Consider the following 18,219-nt stretch of genomic DNA (forward strand, 5'->3'; position numbering starts at 1 on the left):
AGGACGTACACGTGGTCGGACACGCACGCACCGGAGCACTGGCCGGGACGGCGCTGCTGCTGACAGGGCTGCTCGCGGGCTGCGGCGACGGCGTCGACGGCAAACCGGTCGACCGGGCGGACCGCGCCCCGGCGTCCGCGCCCGCGCACTCGTCCGCGCCGACCGCCCCGGGCGGCCCGTCGGACGCGCCCGCCCTGCCCGCCGCCCTCACCTCGCAGCGGCCGTCGTGGAAGCGCTGCGCGGCCCCCGAGGGCGGCCGCGCCCCCGGCGGGGACTGGCGGTGCGCGACCGTCCGCGTACCCCTGGACTACGCGAAGCCGGACGGGGACACGATCGGGATCGCGCTGATCCGCAAGGAGGCCCGCGACAGGGGCAGGCGGCTGGGCTCGATGCTCTTCAACTTCGGCGGACCCGGCGGTTCCGGGGTGTCGATCCTGCCGCGCGCCGCCGAGGCGTACTCCTACGACAAGCTCAACTCCCGCTATGACCTGGTGAGTTTCGATCCGCGCGGGGTGGCCCGCAGCGCGGGCGTCGTCTGCCGTGCCGACAAGGAGCAGGAGCGGGCCCTCCGGGAGGTCGACCTGACCCCGGACACGGCCGCGGAGGAGGCCGCGTTCATGAAGGACGCGGCGGACTTCGGCGCCGGCTGCGCCCGCCGCTCCGGCAAGGTCCTGCCGCACGTCGGCACGTCGAACGCCGCCCGCGACATGGACCTGATCCGCACGGTGCTCGGCGACGAGAAGCTCACCTACTTCGGCGTCTCCTACGGCACCGAACTCGGCGGCACCTACGCCCACCTCTTCCCCTCGAAGGTCGGGCGCACCGTGCTGGACGCCGTCGTCGACCCGACCGCCGACCCGGTCGGCCACGCACGCAACCAGGCGACCGGCTTCCAGCGCGCGCTGGAGAACTACCTCAAGGACCGCGGCCAGGACCCGAAGGCCGGAACGCGGCGCATCGCCCGGCTGCTGGAACGCATCGACCGGAAGCCGCTGCCCACCGACTCCGGGCGCGAGCTCAACGAGTCGCTGGCCGTCACCGGCATCGTCATGCCGCTGTACTCCAAGAGCAGCTGGCCGTATCTGACCCGGGCGCTGGACGAGGCGGAGAAGAACGGCCGGGGCACCCTGCTGCTCCAGCTCGCCGACTCGTACAACGGCCGGGACGAGAAGGGGCACTACGACACCGAGAGCCACGCGCAGCGCGCCATCTCCTGCGCCGACAGCAGGCCCCGGCCGACGGCGGCCGAGGCCAGGGCCCTGCTGCCGGAGTTCCGGAAGCTGTCCCCGGTGTTCGGCCCGTTCCTGGCCTGGGACACGGCGGGCTGGTGCGCGCAGTGGCCGGTGGCGGGCGAGCGCGATCACCCGGAGGCGAGCGCTCCGGGCGCCGGCCCGATCCTGGTCGTCGGGACGACCGGCGACCCGGCCACGCCCTACGAGGGCGCGCGCAGGATGGCGGACGCCCTGGGCAAGGGCGTCGGCGTCCTGCTCACCAACAAGGGCGAGGGGCACGGCTCGTACGGCGAGAGCGCCTGTGTGACGTCGACCGTGGACGCGTACTTCCTCGACGGCAAGGTCCCGGAGGACGGCCGCACCTGCTCCTGAGCCGACGACCGCGCCCGTTCCCGCCCCCGGTCCCGCGCCTGCTCCCGGCCCCGCGCCCGTTCCCGCTGCGGAGCGGAGGCCCCGGGCGCACGCGCCGGGACACGCGCCGGGAGACGCGCGATGCCGGGAGGCCCACCACGCCGAGGGCCCGGTGCGTCGGTCGCCCGGCGCGCGCTCCGGCGTGCGCTCCGCGCGGGACCGCAGGCCGCACGCCGGAGGGGCCGGTCCGCACGACGCGGACCGGCCCCTCCGGTTCGGACACTGCCCGGGCCGGTCCGGGCGGGTCGCCCAGGCCTCCCGGATCGCTCCGGCGCTGCCGCTCGGCGGCTCAGTACACCGGCTTCTCGGGCTCGATCTGGTTGACCCAGCCGATCACGCCACCGCCCACGTGCACCGCGTCGGCGAAGCCCGCCGACTTGAGGACCGCGAGGACCTCGGCGCTGCGGACACCCGTCTTGCAGTGCAGGACGATGCGCTTGTCCTGCGGGAGGTCCTGGAGGGCGTCGCCCATCAGGAACTCGTTCTTCGGGATCAGCCGGGCGCCCGGGATCGAGACGATCTCGAACTCGTTGGGCTCGCGGACGTCGATGATCTCGATCTTCTCGTCCGCGTCGATCCACTCCTTGAGCTGCTTGGGAGTGATCGTGGAACCGGCCGCCGCCTCCTGGGCCTCCTCGGACACGACGCCGCAGAACGCCTCGTAGTCGATGAGCTCGGTGACGGTCGGGTTCTTGCCGCAGACCGCGCAGTCGGGGTCCTTGCGGACCTTGACCTGGCGGTACTGCATCTCCAGGGCGTCGTAGATCATCAGTCGGCCGACCAGCGGGTCGCCGATGCCGGCGAGCAGCTTGATGGCCTCCGTGACCTGGATGGAACCGACCGAGGCGCAGAGCACCCCGAGCACGCCGCCCTCGGCGCAGGACGGAACCATGCCCGGCGGGGGCGGCTCCGGGTAGAGGCAGCGGTAGCAGGGGCCGTGCTCCGACCAGAACACGGACGCCTGGCCGTCGAACCGGTAGATCGAGCCCCAGATGTACGGCTTGTTCAGCAGGACCGCCGCGTCGTTGACCAGATAGCGGGTGGCGAAGTTGTCCGTGCCGTCCACGATCAGGTCGTACTGCGCGAAGATCTCCAACACGTTGTCGGCCTCGAGCCGCTCCTCGTGCAGGATCACGTTCACATACGGGTTGATGCCCAGCACCGAGTCCCGGGCGGACTCGGCCTTGGGGCGCCCGATGTCGGACTGGCTGTGGATGATCTGGCGCTGCAGGTTCGACTCGTCGACCTCGTCGAACTCCACGATGCCGAGCGTTCCGACACCGGCGGCGGCCAGGTACATCAGGGCCGGGGAACCGAGACCGCCGGCGCCGACGCACAGCACCTTCGCGTTCTTCAGCCGCTTCTGCCCGTCCATCCCGACATCCGGGATGATCAGGTGGCGGGAGTACCTGCGGACCTCGTCGACGGTGAGCTCAGCAGCTGGCTCGACCAGGGGTGGCAGCGACACAGGAACCTCAACAATGCAGGTGGTCGGTTTCTACGTACTTCATCTGCGTACGGTTGTTCTTCCGGTAACACTGCCACGCCCTTTCTCATTCCGAGTCGCCGAGTCCGATCCGCGAGACGATTTCGTCCCAGTAACTGGGCAGCGCCGCAAATGGGTCGGTTTGCCCGTTCTGGCCGTCTCGATCGGTGAAAAAGACGGTGCCCGCGCCCTGCCACCGGGCGATGCGCAGGGCCTCGTCCAGGTGGGTGCGCGGGACGCCGTGCACGAAGTGCGCGAACCGTTCCGGCGGATAGCCGGCGGTCCACTCCGCCACCTGGGACCAGCGGTAGTCCGTCCACGGCCCGGAGAAGGTGACCAGCTGGTCGGCGGCCTCGGCGTAGCCGGGGTGCGGGTGCGTGCCGAGGCCCAGCACCAGCGGTCCGGCGCCTTCGCCGCGCACCCCGTGTTCGAGGAGCGTGGCGAGGGTGCTGGTGAGGCGGCGGACCGCCGGGAGGTGGGCGCGTTCGGAGGGGCAGCGGCCGAGGTAGAAGCCGTCGACGCGGTACCAGTCCAGGAAGGACTGCGCGTCGGACATCAGCTCCCCGAAGGGCCGGCTGCCGAAGGCCAGGTCGAGATGGCCGAGCAGCCGGCCGCCCGCCGCCCGGACGGAGTCGTGCGGGACGTCGCCGTGCCGGGCGCGCTCGCGCGCGTTGCGGATCCGGCCCGCGGCCTCCAGGCAGTGCGGATCGGGGCGGGTGCCGGGGCCGTCGTGGATGTTGAGGACCGCCCAGTGCAGCGGGGTGCCGGGGCGGACGAGTTCGGCCCATTCGGTGGGGGCGAGCAGCGGGTGCGCGTATCCGGGGACGCCGACGCCGAGCCGTTCGGCGCCGACGGTCCGGCTGGGGGCGCCGGTGGAGGTCAGATACGGCATGCCGCCTCCATCCAGATGTCGGCGAGGGACTCCTCCAGATTGATCCGGGGCCGCCAGCCCAGCCGGTCCCGGGCGGTGCGGATGTCGGCCTGCTGCCAGGATCCGCAGCCGTCCGGATAGGGGGACGGAGTCGCGGACAGGTGCTCGATGACCGACTCGCTGGAGGTGCGCTGGGCGCCGATCGGCAGCCGGGGCGGGGGCGCGTCCAGCTCATGGAGTGCGCCGGCGTATCCGGCGACCCTGGCCAGGACGGCGGCGGCGTCCCGGAGGCGCACGGCGCGCCCGGTACCGATGTTGACGACGCCCTGGGCGGCGGAGAGCGAGGCGGCGTGCACGGCGCGCGCGACATCGCGTACGTCGACGAAGTCGCGCTGCACGCCGAGGCCGCTGAGCTTCAGCTCGCCGTCCCCGGACTGCATGGCCCGGCGCATCGCCTCGGCCAGCCTGCCGAGCGGGGAACCGGCCGGGGTGCCGGGGCCGACCGGGGAGAAGACCCGCAGCACGACCGCGTCGAGGCCGGAGCCGAGGACGAGTTCGGTTGCGGCGAGCTTGCTGACGCCGTACGGGCCGCCGGGGCGCGGCAGCGCGTCCTCGGCGGTCGACGAGCCGGGCTGCGAGGGCCCGTACTCCGAGGCGCAGCCGAGCTGGACGAGCCGGGCGGTGCAGCCGCTGCGCCGCATGGCCTCGCAGACTGTGGCGACGGCGACGGTGTTGTGCCGGGTGAGGTCGCGCGCCCCGCCGCGGGTCGCGCCGGCGCAGTTGACGACGACTCCGGGGTGGACGGCGTCCAGGAAGCGGGTCAGCGCACCGGGGCTGCCGGTGGCGAGGTCGAACCGCACGTCGGCGTCGTCGCCGCGGCCCAGCGCCGTGAGGTGCACGGCGGGGTCGGCGAGCAGGCGGTCGGCGACGAACCGGCCGAGGAATCCGTTGGCTCCGAGCAGCAGCACCCTCATCGTGCGCCCCCTCGGTGCCGACGGCCGGCTGCTGGTGCGGGGGTTTGCGGGGTCATGTCCGGTGTCTCCTTCGAATATGGCTTGTGGCTTGCGACTTGCGGTACGGCGCGGGACCCGCGGCGTCGGCTCCGCGGGGCATGCGCGTGATGCCGCGTCCGGTGGTCGGTCAGCGGCGGTTGGTGGCCGGTGAGTGTGAGTTGGTGGGTGGTGAGTTGGTGGGTGGCGGCGATCGGTGGTCGGTCGCCGGTGGGTCGGTGGGTGGGTGGTCCGTGGGTGATCTGTGGGTGATCCGTGGGTGGGATGGGCGGTGGTCGGCTCCTGGGGGCGTGGCGCAGGGGGTCGGGGGTCGGCGGTTGGCGGTTGGCGGTGGTACATGGGGGGGGTGGGGTCGGTGGCCCGGCCGCGCCCTGCGCGGGCGCGCCGGGGCTTCGGTCACGCGGCGGCGCGGGCCGCGTCGACCGGTCGGTCCATGGCGTGGGCGGAGGCCCGGGGGAGCACGGCGACGCCGGTGACCAGCAGCCCGAGCGCGGCGGCTCCGCAGGCCAGGGCGGGGACGGCGCCCGTGCCCGCCGCCGCGACCAGGGCGTCGACGGGGCGGGAGAGCCCGTGCAGACCGGGCAGCCGTCCAGCCAGGACCAGGGCGGGCGCCAGCGCCTCGACAGCGCAGGCGGCGCCCAGGGCGGCCGTGGCCGGTCCGGCGTACCCGTGCACGGCCAGCAGCCGCGCGAGCAGGAGCAGTACCCCGAGCGAGGCGGCCCCGGCGAACGCTCCCCCGCCGAATCCCAGGTGTGCGAGGTACAGCAGCGCGGCGAGGACGCAGAGGTGGAGCACGACGACCCCGAGCAGCAGGGGGCGCACGCCCGCGGTGAACTCCTCCAGCGTTCGGCTCCCGACGAGTCTGCGCCGGGCGTGAACGGAGAAGAGGTGCGCGCACCAGGCGGCCGGGGCGACGGAGAGGGCCAGTCCCGCCAGGGGCGCGGGGGTGAGCGCCCAAGGGCCTTCGGGCCCGCCGCCGAGGACCCGGCCGAGCAGGGCGTCGCCGTAGAGCGCGTGGGCGAGCAGCCAGCATCCGTACGCGCCGGCGGCGACCGCGGACCCGCCCGGCGCGTGCAGCGGACCGTCGCGCAGGGCGAGGACGAGTCCGGCGATCGCGAGGAGCGCACCGGTGAGGGCGATCACGAGCCGCCCCTGGCCGCCGAGCACCCCCTCGGTGAGTCTCAGCGCCACGAGGGCGGCGAGGCAGACGGCGCCCGGCACCAGTGCGCGCAGCGTCCAGGAGGCGCGCGTCGCGACGTCGCGCTCCGGCGCACGGTGGTACGCGGACGCGGGCTCCTGCGCCGCGGCGGGCACCCGGGCGAAGAGCTCCTCGGCGAGCGAGAAGACGTCCCGGTGCCGGTAGCGAGCGGTGCCCCGGTCGGTCAGGCCCCGGGCTTCGAGCCCGGCGGCGATCTCCAGCGGATCCACGGCCCGTTCGCACAGCGCGCGATGGTGGTGCATCAGCGATCTCACGGGGTCGGCCGTGCCCCGGCGCACGGCGCGGCGCTTGCGCGCCGTGGGCGAGCCCGGGCGCGCGATCTCCGGGGCACGGGGAGCGGCGGTGCCGGTGAGGGCGCCGCCGGGCGCGATGGCGTCGGGCGCGGCGGCGTCAGGCACGGTGATGTCAGGCACGGTGATGTCAGACGCGGTGATGTCAGACGCGGTGGTGTGGCGCGTGGTGGCGTCGGCCGCTCGCAGCGCGGCGCGATCCGGCGCGGCGCGATCCGGCGCGGCGCGATCCAGCGCGGCGCGATCCGGCACGGCGCGATCCGGCACGGCGCGATCCGCGTAGTCGGGCATGGTGGCCCGTGCGCCTCCGCTGTGTCCCGCGCCTCCGCCCTTCCCTGTGCCTCCGCTCTTTCCCGCGCCTCCGCTCCTCCGTGAGCCTGCTTCCTCCTCGGAGCCGTCGACACCGAAACCGGCGCCCCCGCCCGCCGAGCCTCCCCCTGCGTCCTCTCCCCCGCTTCCGCGGCCGAACCGGTTCCGGTTCTCCGGTCCCCGTGCTCGCGAGCGGGGGCCCCAGCTGCCTCCGGTGGTGGGTGTGACGGGTGCGTCGGACACCTCGTTCGGGCGGCCCATCGTCTCTCCTCCGTGCTCGTCGCCCCTCGCTCCCCGCCGTGCCGGCCCGCCTTCGCGGCCCCGCCGGCCCGTTTCCGGTTCCCGTTCGTCTCGTCCCGGTCCCGGCAGCACCCCTGGTTCACGCATCGCCGTCACCCGCTCCCCGCGCGCCCGCGCAGACGGTCCGGGGCCCGAGGGCCCAGCTGGGGGTGCGGTCGGCCGCTCCAGCGGGAGCGGCCGCCGGGGCGGTCCAGGGGCCCGGGACATGCGCCTCGGGCGGGGTGGCGAAGGGGCGCGGCCCGCCGTCGGCGGTCGCTGCCCCGCCCTCCCCACGCGCCCCACGCGCCGGAGCGCACGAGATCAGCTCCAGGTAGATGGCACGGAACGTCGCGAGATTCTGTTCGACGGTGAAGAGTTCGAGCGCCCGGGCGCGCGCCGCCGCGCCGAGCCGTGCACGGCGCTCGGGGTCGCGCAGAAGCGCGAGACAGGCGTCCGCGAGCGCCTTCGGATTGCGCGGGGGCACGACCAGCCCCGTACCGCCGATGACCTCCACCACGGCGCCGATGTCCGTCGACACCGTGGCCCGCCCGCAGAACATCGCCTCCACGAGGGTGTTCCGGGCGTGCTCGCCGGCGCCGGACAGGACGACGACCCCGCCCGCCGCGTACGCGTCCACGACGTCCGGCATCTCGGCCCCGCCGATCTCGTCGAAGGAGACCGGGTTGTCGCCCACGGTGTACGCGTCCTCGGCCTCGTCGGGGAACAGCTGGGCGGCGAGGACCCGGCACCGCTCCAGGCGGCCCACGTTCTCCGGTCCCCGTGCCGGTGTGCCGACGATCCGCAGCCGGGCGGCCGGCATGGCCTTTCGCACCTCCGCGAAGGCGTGCAGCAGCGCGATCAGCTCCTGGGCGGGCTCGACGCGGCCGACCCAGACGATCGTGTCGTCGGGTCCGCCGTCGTCGCTCTCCCCCAGCGTCGCGAACCGGGCGGACTCCAGACCGGGGTGGACGGTGCGCAGCCGCTCGGGCACGGCACCGCACCGTTCCTGCCAGCGACGGGCGTGGGTGTCGCCCGGGGTGACGAGCGCGGCCTGCCGGTACACCTCGGCGGCGAGCCTCCGGTGAAAACCCGCGAGCGCGGCGCGCACCGGCGCGTTCAGGGGCGCTCCGGACAGCGCGAGGTAGTGCGCCCGCAGACGTACCCGGTGCTCGGTGACCAGCAGCGGCACTTCGAAGAAGCGTTTGGCCAGCAACCCCGGGAGCGCCGTGGTGCCGCCGGACGCGGCGTGGCAGAGGTCGACCGCGCCCAGGCCCCGCTCGTCGTACCAGTCGAGCGAGAGCGGGCGCAGCGCCTTCTCGATCTCCCGGGCGAGGTCGAGGAGGTCGGTGACGGTGGCGGCCCGGACGGCGTTGCCGCTGCCCGGAGCCCGGCAGGCGGCCTCCAGTACGCGCAGGGCGGTCTCGGAGCGGAGCGCCGTGGGCAGGCCGCCGCGTTCGCGGGCCAGTTCCGCGAGTCCGTACAGCCCCTCCGCGAACAGCGCGTCCAGGGCGCCGACGGGGGTGCGCGCCCCGGCGTGCTCGTCGCGGCCGTCACGCCCTCCGCTGCCACCGGCGCGCCCGCGTCCGTTCGCGCCCGCGCTCACGCCCCTGGTGTCCACCGCCGGACGATCCGGCGCACGCCCGGCGCCACCCGGCGCGCCCGATACGGTGCCATCCGGCGCACGCCCCGGCCCACCCGGCGCGCCCGATGCCACGTCACCCGGCGTTCGCGCCGCGCAGATCGAGGTGGCGAGCGCCGTGAAGTGCGTCGTGAAGCGCCGGCGTTCGCGCCGACCGTACGTGCGTCCGCGCCGGCCCGTCGTCCTCCGGGCGAGCGGTGTGCCGGGGGCGCGGCCGCCCAGGGCGTCCTCATCGGCCGTCCACAGCGGTGCCGTCCGCACCCGGCCGACGTGTGCCGGAAGCGGTCCCCGGGCCTGTTCCCCCTGGTGGGGCGACCGGCCGAGCACGAAGAGATCGAACTCGTGCTGAGCGAGACCGCGCACCAGGCGGTCGCACCACTGTCCGGCCTCGCCGGACGCATCCGGACAGCCACCGTCGGCGAGAAATCCGATCCGCACGAGCACACCCCCGATCTCCGTCGTGGACAGCCGCCGAAGGGCGGCGACTCACAGCGGGACGACCGTAAGGGGAGGCACCCGTGGTGCGACGGACGGTTGTCCGTCGCACCACCGAAAGGGGTGAACCGTCGTAACTTTCCTGGCCCGACAGCGTTCTGTTGCGCTATGGGGTCGTCCGGTCACAACAAGTCAGGCGGCGTCGCCGGGGTGTGCCCGGCGTGTTCCAGGCTCATGTGTCCGCGCCGGGGTGCGCCCGCGTGTTCGGCTTCGCGGGAGTTCGCCGCCCGCGTTTCATGCGGGGGTGTGTCCGCGCCGGGGCGCGCTTGTACCGGACGAATCCGGGCACGAGGCGCGACCGACGCCGTCAGCCCTTCGGATGCACCCAGGCGTTGGGCCGGCACTTGATCCCGTCGACGTTCAGGGACTTGGTCTGCTGCTGCATCACCGGCGCGAGCGCGCCCGGCGTGCCGCAGCTGACGTGGTTGTGCCCCAGCCGGTGGCCCACCTCATGGTTGATCAGCATCTGGCGGTAGGCGAAGAGCTTGTCCGGACCGAAGGTCGACGAGCCCTGCGCCCAGCGATAGGCGTTGATCATGACCCGTTCGGTGGCCGCGGAGTCGCACGAGACGTTGTCCTCGGTCGTGTCCAGGCCCGATTTGCGGCACCAATCGCCGGTGGTCCCGGGGCTGGCCAGGGTGACCACGAAGTCCGGATCGCCGGAGGAGATCCGCTCGAACGTCATCGCGCCGCCGTGCGCCCAGCTGCGGTCGTCGTTGAGCGTCTCCTGCACGGCGCGCGCGAAGAGTTCGACGTCGAGCCCGAGGCCCTGTTCGACGTCGATCCGGTAGCGGTACTTGTGCCCCCGGCCCGGCGCCTTCGCCGCCCCCGGCACGGTCTCGAACTTTCCGGAGCCGTGCAGTTCCGCGGCGAGCGGGTACGCCTTGGCCATCTTCTGCTCGTACGAGAGAGGCTTGGCCCGGGCCGCCTCCGGGGTGGGGCGGTCGTCCGAGCGGGAGGCGTCGCGGGTGTCGTCCCGGTCCACGCCGGTCGAGCGCGCGGCGCTGTTCGCACCGCCCTCGTCGCGGGCGACCTGTCCAGCCACCACGATGGCGAGCACGGTGGTCACCGCGGCGGCGGCGATGCCGGTGAAGGCGCGGCCGATGGTGGCCTTGCCGCCGCCGGAACTCCCGGGGTCCCCGGTCGCCCGTTCGCCGTCGCCCCGTCCCCCGCCGGGCCCGTCCGGATCGGGCGCCGCGGTCGCCGGGGAGCCGGGTCCGCGCGGCGCGCGCGGCGGAGGCGGGGCGGGCGAGGCGGACGGCGCGTGCGCGGGAGCCTGGGCGGGCGGGGCAGCCGAAGCGGTCGAGGTCGCCCGAGCCGTCCGGGCCACCGGGGCGGCCTGGCCGGCCGGCCGGTCGAACGCCTCGACGTACTCGCGCCGCGGCCCCGGTATCACCGGCCGGCCCTCCCCGGACCGGGCGCTCCGGCCCGCCGAGCGGACCGCGCCGGTCGACGACGCCGGTTCCTCCGACGGCGCCTGACGCTCCGTCCGGGACCGTGACGCCGAGTGCCGTTGGGCCGGGGCCCTGCCGTCACCGGGGCCGGCGGACACCGGCCCGGCCCCCCAACCGCCGCCGGGTTCCCGCTGTTCGGGGTGGCCGCCCCGGACGTGTCCGGTCTGCTGGAACGAGGCGTGGCCCTGCGCGCCGGCCGTCGCGCCGTCCGGCCTGCGGCGCCGCCCGCTGCCGGGCGCGGGGCGGACGCCGTCCCGCTCCTCGACCGTCTCCGCGAGGCGGGCCGCCTCGGTGTCGGGTCCCGCGCGTTCGGGTCCTTTTCGGCTGTGTCGTCCCACGCCGCGGATCAGCTCCCGCCGAGTTCGTAGAGCAGCGCCCGGAACGCCTGGGCCACCGCCTCCGGGTACTCCATCATCGCCACGTGTCCGGCGTCGGGCAGCGTCAGCAGCCGCGCGTCGCGGAAGGCCGCGGACGCCCTGCGTGCCATCCGGTACGAGACGAGCCGGTCCCGTCCGCCGTACACGAGCAGGGTCGGGGCGAGCACCCGCTCGGCCTGGCGCCACAGTCCGTGCTGCCCGCCCAGCGTGTACGCATCGACAATGCCACGTGCCGAGCGCGCCATCGCGTCCCAGAAGTAGGGCTGCCCCAGCCGGTGTTCCATTTCGGCCACCGCGTCGCGGAAGCCGGCCTCCGAGACGCGCGCGGGGTCGCCGTAGCAGAGCGCCATGGTGCCCCGGGTGCGGTCCTCCGGGGTCCAGTCCCTGGTCATCCGCGCGAACAGCGTCGCGACGCCCGGCACGGCGAGCAGTCCGGTGGGCAGGGCCGTCCGCTGCACCCGGAGCTCGGGGAGCGCGGGCGAGACGAGGGTGAGCGTGCGCACCAGATCGGGGCGGACCGCGGCGACCCGGGTGGCCACCGCGCCGCCGAGCGAGTTGCCGAACAGGTGCACCGGTCCGCGATCGGTCGCGTCGAGGAAGCGGATCACGGCGCGGGCGTGCCCGGTGACCGAGTAGTTCCCGTCGTCCGGCGGCGGCGAGTCACCGAAACCGGGCAGGTCGAGCGCCTCGCCCGCCACCATGTCCTGGACCAGCGGCATCAGCGCCGACCAGTTCCGCGAGGAGCCGCCGAGCCCGTGAACGAAGAGCGCGGGCGCCAGCCCGGCCCGCTCCGGCGGCCGGGATCGGACGGTGAGCGTCAGCCCGGGCAGCGCGACGGAGCGTGTCTCCTCCCCCTCCGCGGCCCCGACGGCGCTCACCGTGGGGGCCGCCGCCGCGGCGGCGCTTGCTCCCGGGAGCTCGGTCGAAGACATGCGGCAATGTTACGAGACGATCACACCCTGGTTCATGTGTTCGCGGTCACAGAACACGGGCGGCGCCTCCCCCGGAACGGCCTGGCGAATCCGCCGCCCGGACACCGCCGGGCGGACACCCGTCGCCCGACACCCCACGGCACCTCCCCGGCCGCCCCGCGGCACTCGCGGGACAGGAAGACGCCCGCATACTGGATGCGTCCATACTGGGTGTATTCAGGACATACGGGGTGCCCTCGCGATACGGCGAGAGGTACCCCCGCCGCACGGCGATACACCCCGCCGGCACCGCCCGCGCGGGAACCGCCGGACACACCGGAAAGCACGGATCACCGCATCACGGACCGCCGGGAACCGGGAACCGCGGACCACCGGGACCGGCACGAACCATCGGGAGCATAGGGAGCAGCAGGGAGGGCCCGGGACCCGGAACCGGAGCCCATGGACGCCGTCCGGACACCGTCCGGACGGCACGCGAGGAAGGGAGTGGCCATGTCGGTCGACCCCAGCGACCCGGAGACCTTCGAGAACGTCCAACCGGACGAACCCGATCAGGAAACGCCCCGCGCGGACGCGGCGGAACAGCGGACCGATCTCCAACCGCAGCAGGACGAACCGCTCACCACCATCGACCGGGACCGCGCCAACGAGGCGGATGTGGTGGAGCAGACCCGCGTGGTGGCACAGGATGAGGACGATTACCGCTAGTACACCCCACTTTGCCCGGCCGGTCAGGGAATCCCCGGCTACCGCAGCCGTCCGGTACGTGAAATTCTGCGTCCGCGCCGCGCGTGCCCGGGTTACCCGAAAGTACGATGGCTGTACGGCGCAACGTGCACGGAAAGGCCGTGTCCGATCACGATTTTGGGAGGCGGCGTGACAGCCATCGAGCAGACCGAGGCGGCGCGTCCACGGGGTACCAGGCTGCCTCGCCGCGCCCGACGCAACCAGCTGCTGGGCGCCGCGCAGGAAGTGTTCGTGGCGCAGGGGTACCACTCCGCCGCGATGGACGACATCGCCGAGCGCGCCGGGGTCAGCAAGCCGGTGCTCTACCAGCACTTCCCGGGCAAGCTGGAGCTCTATCTGGCGCTGCTCGACCAGCACTGCGAGTCGTTGCTCCAGGCGGTCCGCACGGCGCTGGCGTCGACGACCGACAACAAGCAGCGCGTCGCCGCGACGATGGACGCGTACTTCGCGTACGTCGAGGACGAGGGCGGGGCCTTCCGGCTGGTCTTCGAGTCGGACCTGACCAACGAGCCGGCGGTGCGCGAGCGCGTGGAGCGGGTCTCGCTCCAGTGCGCGGAGGCGATCTCCGACGTCATCGCGGGTGACACGGGACTGTCCAAGGACGAGTCCATGCTGCTCGCGGTCGGGCTGGGCGGGGTCTCCCAGGTGGTCGCCCGCTACTGGCTCTCCAGCCAGTCGTCCATTCCGCGCGACACGGCGGTGCAGTTGCTGACCTCGCTGGCCTGGCGCGGCATCGCGGGCTTCCCGCTGCACGGCACCGACCAGCACTGACGGCTCCGACGACCCCGACCGCACGGCACCGGCCGCCGGCACGGGCGGCGCCGACGGCCCCGCGGGCACGGAATCGACGTCGGCGGCCGGACGGAAACGGAGTCGAGCGGGACCGGTCCGCGCCGAACCGCGACCGGGCCGCATCCGGTCGGAACCGGAACGGTCGGCGCGGGAACCGTGCGTCATCCGTCGGTGCGGGAACCGTGCGCGCGGCGCGTCCGGTCGTCTCCCGTCGGCCGTGTTCGCTGCGGGCGTGGCCCACCGACCCCTGGAGGCTCGCCTCACCGGGCTAATCTGTGCTCCGTACGGCGCGGCTCACCGCGCAGAAACTGACCGTCGGAGGGACATAGCCGTGGAGGTCAAGATCGGGGTGCAGCACTCGCCCCGGGAGATCGTTCTGGAGAGCGGGCTTTCCGCCGAAGAGGTCGAGAGCGCGGTCTCCGAAGCTCTCGCCGGCAAGGCGCGGCTGCTCAGCCTCACGGACGAGAAGGGCCGGAAGGTCCTGGTGCCGGCCGACCGGATCGCGTACGTGGAGATCGGCGAGCCCAGCGCGCGCCGTGTGGGCTTCGGCACGCTGTAGGCGACACGCCCGACGCGGTGATCGTGACGGCGGCCCGGCGGGGGACTCGATCCCCCGCCGGGCCGCTTCGCGTCGCGCTCCCGCCCTGCTCGCCGCGCCCGGCCGCACGGGTTCGCGATCGCTCCGATCGACCCCGTCTGACCAGGCCGGAGAGGGTTGTGACGCGTCCTGCTCGGGTAGTACCGCAGATGACCGATCCACCAGCCCCGCTACTCGCGAGGTGATCATCTGTGATCCTGGAACCTCTTGGTGCCGTCGTGCTCGGACTCGCCCTCGCCTGGGCGGCGCTCCGGGCCCTGCCGGACCGGCTCCCGTCCCGCCGCGCCGTCCTCGCCACCGGGGCGCTGGGGGCGCTGTTCGGCGTGTTCCTGATGCATTCGGTGCTGGGTCCGGGACATCTGGTGGCCGCGTTGATCGGCGCGGCCACCATCGGGGCCGTGACGCTGTCGTTGCTGGTCCGCCCCCGGAGCCGTAACGGACTGAGCCGTTCGTCACCGGCGGTCTGAGCTGCTTCCGGGCCCGTCGAGCGGACGAGCCCCGGACGGCTCCGGCGGACGGCCGCGGGCTCCCGCACGCACAGGCTCCCGCAGGCCCGGCCTCCCGGAATCGCGCGGAGACCGCCGAGACCCCGCGGCCGCCAGGACTCCGCGGCCGCCGAGGCCGCCGGAAGTCGGCCGAAAACCACTGGAACGGATGACCGAACGAAGGCCTCCCGAGGGCTGTCCCGCAATCCCTGGCGGGCGTGCGGATCCACCAGGGATGACGGGACGCCCTCGGCGTCGGGACGCCCTCGGCGTCCCCGGAGCGGCCTCCGTGTCCGGCCGAAGGGCGGAACGGCTACGCGGCCAGCCCCAGCGCGGCCATCCGCTTGGTGTGCGCCTCGGTGATCCGCGAGAACATCCGCCCGACCTCCGCGAGGTCGAAGCCGTCCGCCACCCCGCCCACGAGCATCGTCGACAGCGCGTCGCGGTCGGCCACCACACGCTGGGCCTGCGAGAGGGCCTCCCCCATCAGCCGGCGCGCCCACAGCGCGAGCCGGCCGCCGACCCGCGGGTCGGCCTCGATCGCCGCGCGCACCTTCTCCACCGCGAAGTGGCCGTGCCCCGTGTCGTCGAGGACGGCCAGCACGAGGGAGCGGGTGTCCGAGTCGAGGCGGGCGGCGACCTCGCGGTAGAAGTCGCTGGCGATGGAGTCGCCCACGTACGCCTTGACCAGGCCCTCCAGCCAGTCGGAGGGCGCGGTCTGGCGGTGGAACTCGTCGAGTGCCTTGGCGAACGGCTCCATCGCGCCCGTGGGGTCCACCTCGATCGCGGTGAGCCGCTCGGTCAGCCGCTCGAAGTGGTGGAATTCCGCGGAGGCCATCTTCGCCAGCTCCGCCTTGTCGGCGAGCGTCGGCGCGAGTTTGGCGTCCTCGGCGAGCCGCTCGAAAGCCGCCAGCTCCCCGTACGCCAACGCTCCCAGCAGGTCCACGACCGCTGCTCGGTACTGCGGCTCGGCGGACGCGGTGGCCCAGTCCTGGGCGGCGATTCCGGTGAGCACGGGGGTTTCGTCAGCGTTGTCAGGCGTCTCCATGGACCGCAGAATAGCCCGCCCGTCAGGGGGTGGAAGGGCCTGGTCAGCCAGTGCCTTCGCACCGTTCCGACGAATTCGCCCAACACACATGCGCGAATCCGGGGTACAGTGGTATTGCGTCTACTGCGTACTGTGGGTACCCAAGGCGTGAACCTTCAGAGAAATTGAATCAGGATGCCCGGTCGGTGGCCCGATCGGCTCCGACCCGACAGCCCTCCGCGCGAAGCGTACGCCACGTGCGCTCGCAGATGAGGGGCCCCCTCAGCGGCACGAGCGCTCGAGCGACGGCTGTGGTCCCGCGCCACCCGGCCCTTCCGCGGCCGGATGACCAACCCCGGCACGGTACGACCCCCAGCGTTCGCCTCGGACCGCGTCTCACAGAAGAGGCAGCACCCTGACTACGTTCCGAGAACTCGGGATTCTCCCCGAGACGGCCGAGGCCCTTGAGTCCGTCGGCATCGTTTCCCCCTTCCCCATCCAGGAGATGACTCTCCCCGTCGCCCTTTCCGGCTCCGACGTCATCGGCCAGGCCAAGACCGGCACCGGCAAGACGCTCGGTTTCGGCCTGCCGCTGCTGGAGCGCGTCACCGTCCCCGCGGACGTCGAGGCGGGGCGCGCCGCGCCGGAGGAGCTGACCGACACGCCGCAGGCGCTGGTCGTCGTCCCCACCCGTGAGCTGTGCCAGCAGGTCACCAACGATCTGCTGACCGCCGGCAAGGTGCGCAACGTGCGCGTCCTCGCGATCTACGGCGGCCGCGCGTACGAGCCGCAGGTCGAGGCCCTGCAGAAGGGCGTCGACGTGATCGTCGGCACCCCGGGCCGGCTGCTCGACCTGGCCGGCCAGCGCAAGCTCGACCTCTCGCACGTCCGCGCGCTGGTGCTGGACGAGGCCGACGAGATGCTCGACCTGGGCTTCCTGCCCGACGTCGAGAAGATCATCACCATGCTTCCGCAGAAGCGTCAGACCATGCTGTTCTCGGCGACCATGCCGGGCGCGGTCATCGGTCTGGCGCGGCGCTACATGTCGCAGCCCACGCACATCCGGGCCACCTCGCCCGACGACGAGGGCGCGACCGTCGCGAACATCTCGCAGCACGTCTACCGGGCCCACTCGCTGGACAAGCCGGAGATGGTCGCCCGCATCCTGCAGGCCAACGGCCGCGGGCTCGCGATGATCTTCTGCCGTACCAAGCGCACGGCCGCCGACATCGCGGAGCAGCTGGAGCGGCGCGGTTTCGCCTCCGGCGCGGTCCACGGCGACCTCGGCCAGGGAGCGCGCGAGCAGGCGCTGCGCGCGTTCCGCAACGGCAAGGTGGACGTGCTGGTCTGCACCGACGTGGCGGCGCGCGGCATCGATGTCGAGGGTGTGACCCACGTCATCAACTACCAGTCGCCGGAGGACGAGAAGACGTACCTGCACCGCATCGGCCGGACCGGCCGGGCCGGCGCCAAGGGCATCGCGATCACGCTGGTCGACTGGGACGACATCCCGCGCTGGCAGCTGATCAACAAGGCGCTCGACCTGAAGTTCAACGACCCGGCCGAGACGTACTCCACCTCGCCGCACCTCTACGAGGAGCTCGACATCCCGGCCGGCACCAAGGGTGTCCTGCCGCGCGCCGAGCGCACCCGTGCGGGGCTGGACGCGGAGGAGATCGAGGACCTCGGCGAGACGGGCGGCCGCGGCCGTGGCCGCCGGTCCTCCGCCGCTCCCGCCGCGCCAGCGGAGCGTGCGCCGCGCACGCCGCGCCAGCGCCGTCGTACCCGGGGCGGCGCCCCGGTCGAGGCCGGCGCGCCCGAGCAGGAGGCGACGGCCGCGGTGCCGGCCCCGGCGGGCGAGGCTGAGGCGGCCGACGCCCCGGCGCAGCCGCGTACGCCGCGACGCCGTCGCCGGACCCGGGCCGGCGCCTCCGAGGCGGCGGCCGAGGTCGCCGCCTCGGTGGACACGGTGCGCGCCCCGGACGCCGAGGCCCCGGCCGAGGCGGAGTCGGAGGCCCCGGCCAAGCCGCGCCGCCGCCGTACCCGCGCGGCCGCCGTGCGGCCGGAGGCGGAGGAGGTCGACTTCCAGATCGCCCCGGTCGCGGAGCCGGCTCCCGTGAAGACGGTGACCAAGCCGCGCCGCCGCGCCCGTGTCGTGAAGCCGGTCGAGGACGAGGTCGACTTCCAGATCGCGCCGATCTCCGAGCCCGTCCCGGAGACCAGGCCGCGCCGCCGCACCCGTGCGACCGCGAAGCCGAAGACGGAGGCCGCGACCGAGAGCCCGGCCGTCGAGGGCGAGGCCAAGCCGCGCAGGCGGCGGACGGCTCGTGCCGCCACCGGCGCCGGCGCCGAGGGCTGAGTCAGGACCGCGACACGGCGACGGGCCCGTCCGGGTCCGGGGCAAGCCCCGGGGCCGGACGGGCCCGTCGCCGTGAGCGGGTCCACCCGGTCGCGGTCGACGCCCATCCGGTCGCGGTCGGGAACCGTTCCGACGCTGTCGTGGCCGTCCGGTCGGCGGCGGGGGCCCCGGGCCCCCCCCCCCCCCGGCCCCGCGGCCCCGGGCCCC

Annotated in this window: 14 protein-coding genes; 6 read left to right on the forward strand and 8 right to left on the reverse strand. The window is 74.1% G+C overall.

Annotated elements, in window-relative coordinates; genetic code table 11:
• Positions 1-11 precede the first annotated feature (11 nt).
• Positions 12-1,604 carry an alpha/beta hydrolase gene (locus WA762_RS28620; RefSeq protein ID WP_335939409.1) on the forward strand — a complete coding sequence of 531 codons (1,593 nt, stop codon included), beginning with the start codon at positions 12-14 and terminating at the stop codon, positions 1,602-1,604.
• A gap of 328 nt (positions 1,605-1,932) precedes the next feature.
• Here the strand turns inward: WA762_RS28620 and moeZ are convergent, their stop codons facing one another.
• The 7 genes from moeZ to WA762_RS28655 all read right to left on the reverse strand — a co-directional run bounded on the left by moeZ (position 1,933) and on the right by WA762_RS28655 (position 12,004).
• The gene (moeZ, locus tag WA762_RS28625) at positions 1,933-3,111 is read right to left on the reverse strand and encodes an adenylyltransferase/sulfurtransferase MoeZ (protein ID WP_335939410.1); all 1,179 of its coding nucleotides are present in this window, start codon (positions 3,109-3,111) and stop codon (positions 1,933-1,935) included.
• A gap of 85 nt (positions 3,112-3,196) precedes the next feature.
• Positions 3,197-4,021: a spherulation-specific family 4 protein gene (locus WA762_RS28630; protein ID WP_335939411.1), complete on the reverse strand. Its 825-nt coding sequence runs from the start codon at positions 4,019-4,021 to the stop codon at positions 3,197-3,199.
• A complete protein-coding gene (locus WA762_RS28635) occupies positions 4,009-4,974 on the reverse strand; it encodes an NAD-dependent epimerase/dehydratase family protein (protein ID WP_335939412.1) in 966 nt (321 codons plus the stop codon). Before WA762_RS28635 ends, WA762_RS28630 begins: the two co-directional genes overlap by 13 nt.
• A gap of 432 nt (positions 4,975-5,406) precedes the next feature.
• Positions 5,407-6,810 carry a hypothetical protein gene (locus WA762_RS28640; protein WP_335939413.1) on the reverse strand — a complete coding sequence of 468 codons (1,404 nt, stop codon included), beginning with the start codon at positions 6,808-6,810 and terminating at the stop codon, positions 5,407-5,409.
• Positions 6,811-7,207: 397 nt separating this feature from the next.
• Positions 7,208-9,190: a glycosyltransferase gene (locus WA762_RS28645; RefSeq protein ID WP_443080707.1), complete on the reverse strand. Its 1,983-nt coding sequence runs from the start codon at positions 9,188-9,190 to the stop codon at positions 7,208-7,210.
• A 358-nt stretch (positions 9,191-9,548) separates the two neighbouring features.
• The gene (locus WA762_RS28650; protein WP_335939415.1) at positions 9,549-11,033 is read right to left on the reverse strand and encodes a DUF3152 domain-containing protein; all 1,485 of its coding nucleotides are present in this window, start codon (positions 11,031-11,033) and stop codon (positions 9,549-9,551) included.
• 8 nt (positions 11,034-11,041) lie between these two features.
• Positions 11,042-12,004: an alpha/beta fold hydrolase gene (locus WA762_RS28655; protein ID WP_335939416.1), complete on the reverse strand. Its 963-nt coding sequence runs from the start codon at positions 12,002-12,004 to the stop codon at positions 11,042-11,044.
• Between the two features lie 492 nt (positions 12,005-12,496).
• Here WA762_RS28655 and WA762_RS28660 point away from each other — a divergent pair, with 492 nt between their 5' ends.
• From WA762_RS28660 to WA762_RS28675, 4 genes are all read left to right on the forward strand, one after another.
• Complete coding sequence (locus WA762_RS28660; RefSeq protein ID WP_335939417.1) at positions 12,497-12,712, forward strand: hypothetical protein; 216 nt, start codon at positions 12,497-12,499, stop codon at positions 12,710-12,712.
• Positions 12,713-12,880: 168 nt separating this feature from the next.
• The gene (locus WA762_RS28665) at positions 12,881-13,522 is read left to right on the forward strand and encodes a TetR/AcrR family transcriptional regulator (RefSeq protein ID WP_335939418.1); all 642 of its coding nucleotides are present in this window, start codon (positions 12,881-12,883) and stop codon (positions 13,520-13,522) included.
• A gap of 352 nt (positions 13,523-13,874) precedes the next feature.
• The gene (locus WA762_RS28670) at positions 13,875-14,102 is read left to right on the forward strand and encodes a DUF3107 domain-containing protein (RefSeq protein ID WP_335939419.1); all 228 of its coding nucleotides are present in this window, start codon (positions 13,875-13,877) and stop codon (positions 14,100-14,102) included.
• Between the two features lie 230 nt (positions 14,103-14,332).
• Entirely contained in the window at positions 14,333-14,608 is a 276-nt protein-coding gene (locus WA762_RS28675) for a hypothetical protein (protein WP_335939420.1), read from the forward strand.
• 331 nt (positions 14,609-14,939) lie between these two features.
• On the opposite strand, the gene WA762_RS28680 is transcribed toward WA762_RS28675, so the two are convergent.
• Positions 14,940-15,674 (reverse strand): ferritin-like fold-containing protein, encoded by a 735-nt coding sequence (locus WA762_RS28680; protein ID WP_335939421.1) that lies wholly within the window; start codon positions 15,672-15,674, stop codon positions 14,940-14,942.
• Between the two features lie 484 nt (positions 15,675-16,158).
• Here WA762_RS28680 and WA762_RS28685 point away from each other — a divergent pair, with 484 nt between their 5' ends.
• The gene (locus WA762_RS28685; protein ID WP_335939422.1) at positions 16,159-18,012 is read left to right on the forward strand and encodes a DEAD/DEAH box helicase; all 1,854 of its coding nucleotides are present in this window, start codon (positions 16,159-16,161) and stop codon (positions 18,010-18,012) included.
• The last annotated feature ends 207 nt before the right edge of the window (positions 18,013-18,219 follow it).

It is taken from the genome of Streptomyces tyrfis, assembly GCF_037034285.1.
Classification (GTDB): domain Bacteria; phylum Actinomycetota; class Actinomycetes; order Streptomycetales; family Streptomycetaceae; genus Streptomyces.

Excerpts from the sequence above, each read along its gene's own strand:
- WA762_RS28630 (WP_335939411.1), bottom strand. The coding sequence starts at position 4,021 with ATGCCGTATCTGACCTCCACCGGCGCCCCCAGCCGGACCGTCGGCGCC.
- WA762_RS28635 (WP_335939412.1), bottom strand. The coding sequence starts at position 4,974 with ATGAGGGTGCTGCTGCTCGGAGCCAACGGATTCCTCGGCCGGTTCGTC.
- WA762_RS28640 (WP_335939413.1), bottom strand. The coding sequence starts at position 6,810 with ATGCCCGACTACGCGGATCGCGCCGTGCCGGATCGCGCCGTGCCGGAT.
- WA762_RS28655 (WP_335939416.1), bottom strand. The coding sequence starts at position 12,004 with ATGTCTTCGACCGAGCTCCCGGGAGCAAGCGCCGCCGCGGCGGCGGCC.
- WA762_RS28660 (WP_335939417.1), top strand. The coding sequence starts at position 12,497 with ATGTCGGTCGACCCCAGCGACCCGGAGACCTTCGAGAACGTCCAACCG.
- WA762_RS28680 (WP_335939421.1), bottom strand. The coding sequence starts at position 15,674 with ATGGAGACGCCTGACAACGCTGACGAAACCCCCGTGCTCACCGGAATC.
- WA762_RS28685 (WP_335939422.1), top strand. The coding sequence starts at position 16,159 with ATGACTCTCCCCGTCGCCCTTTCCGGCTCCGACGTCATCGGCCAGGCC.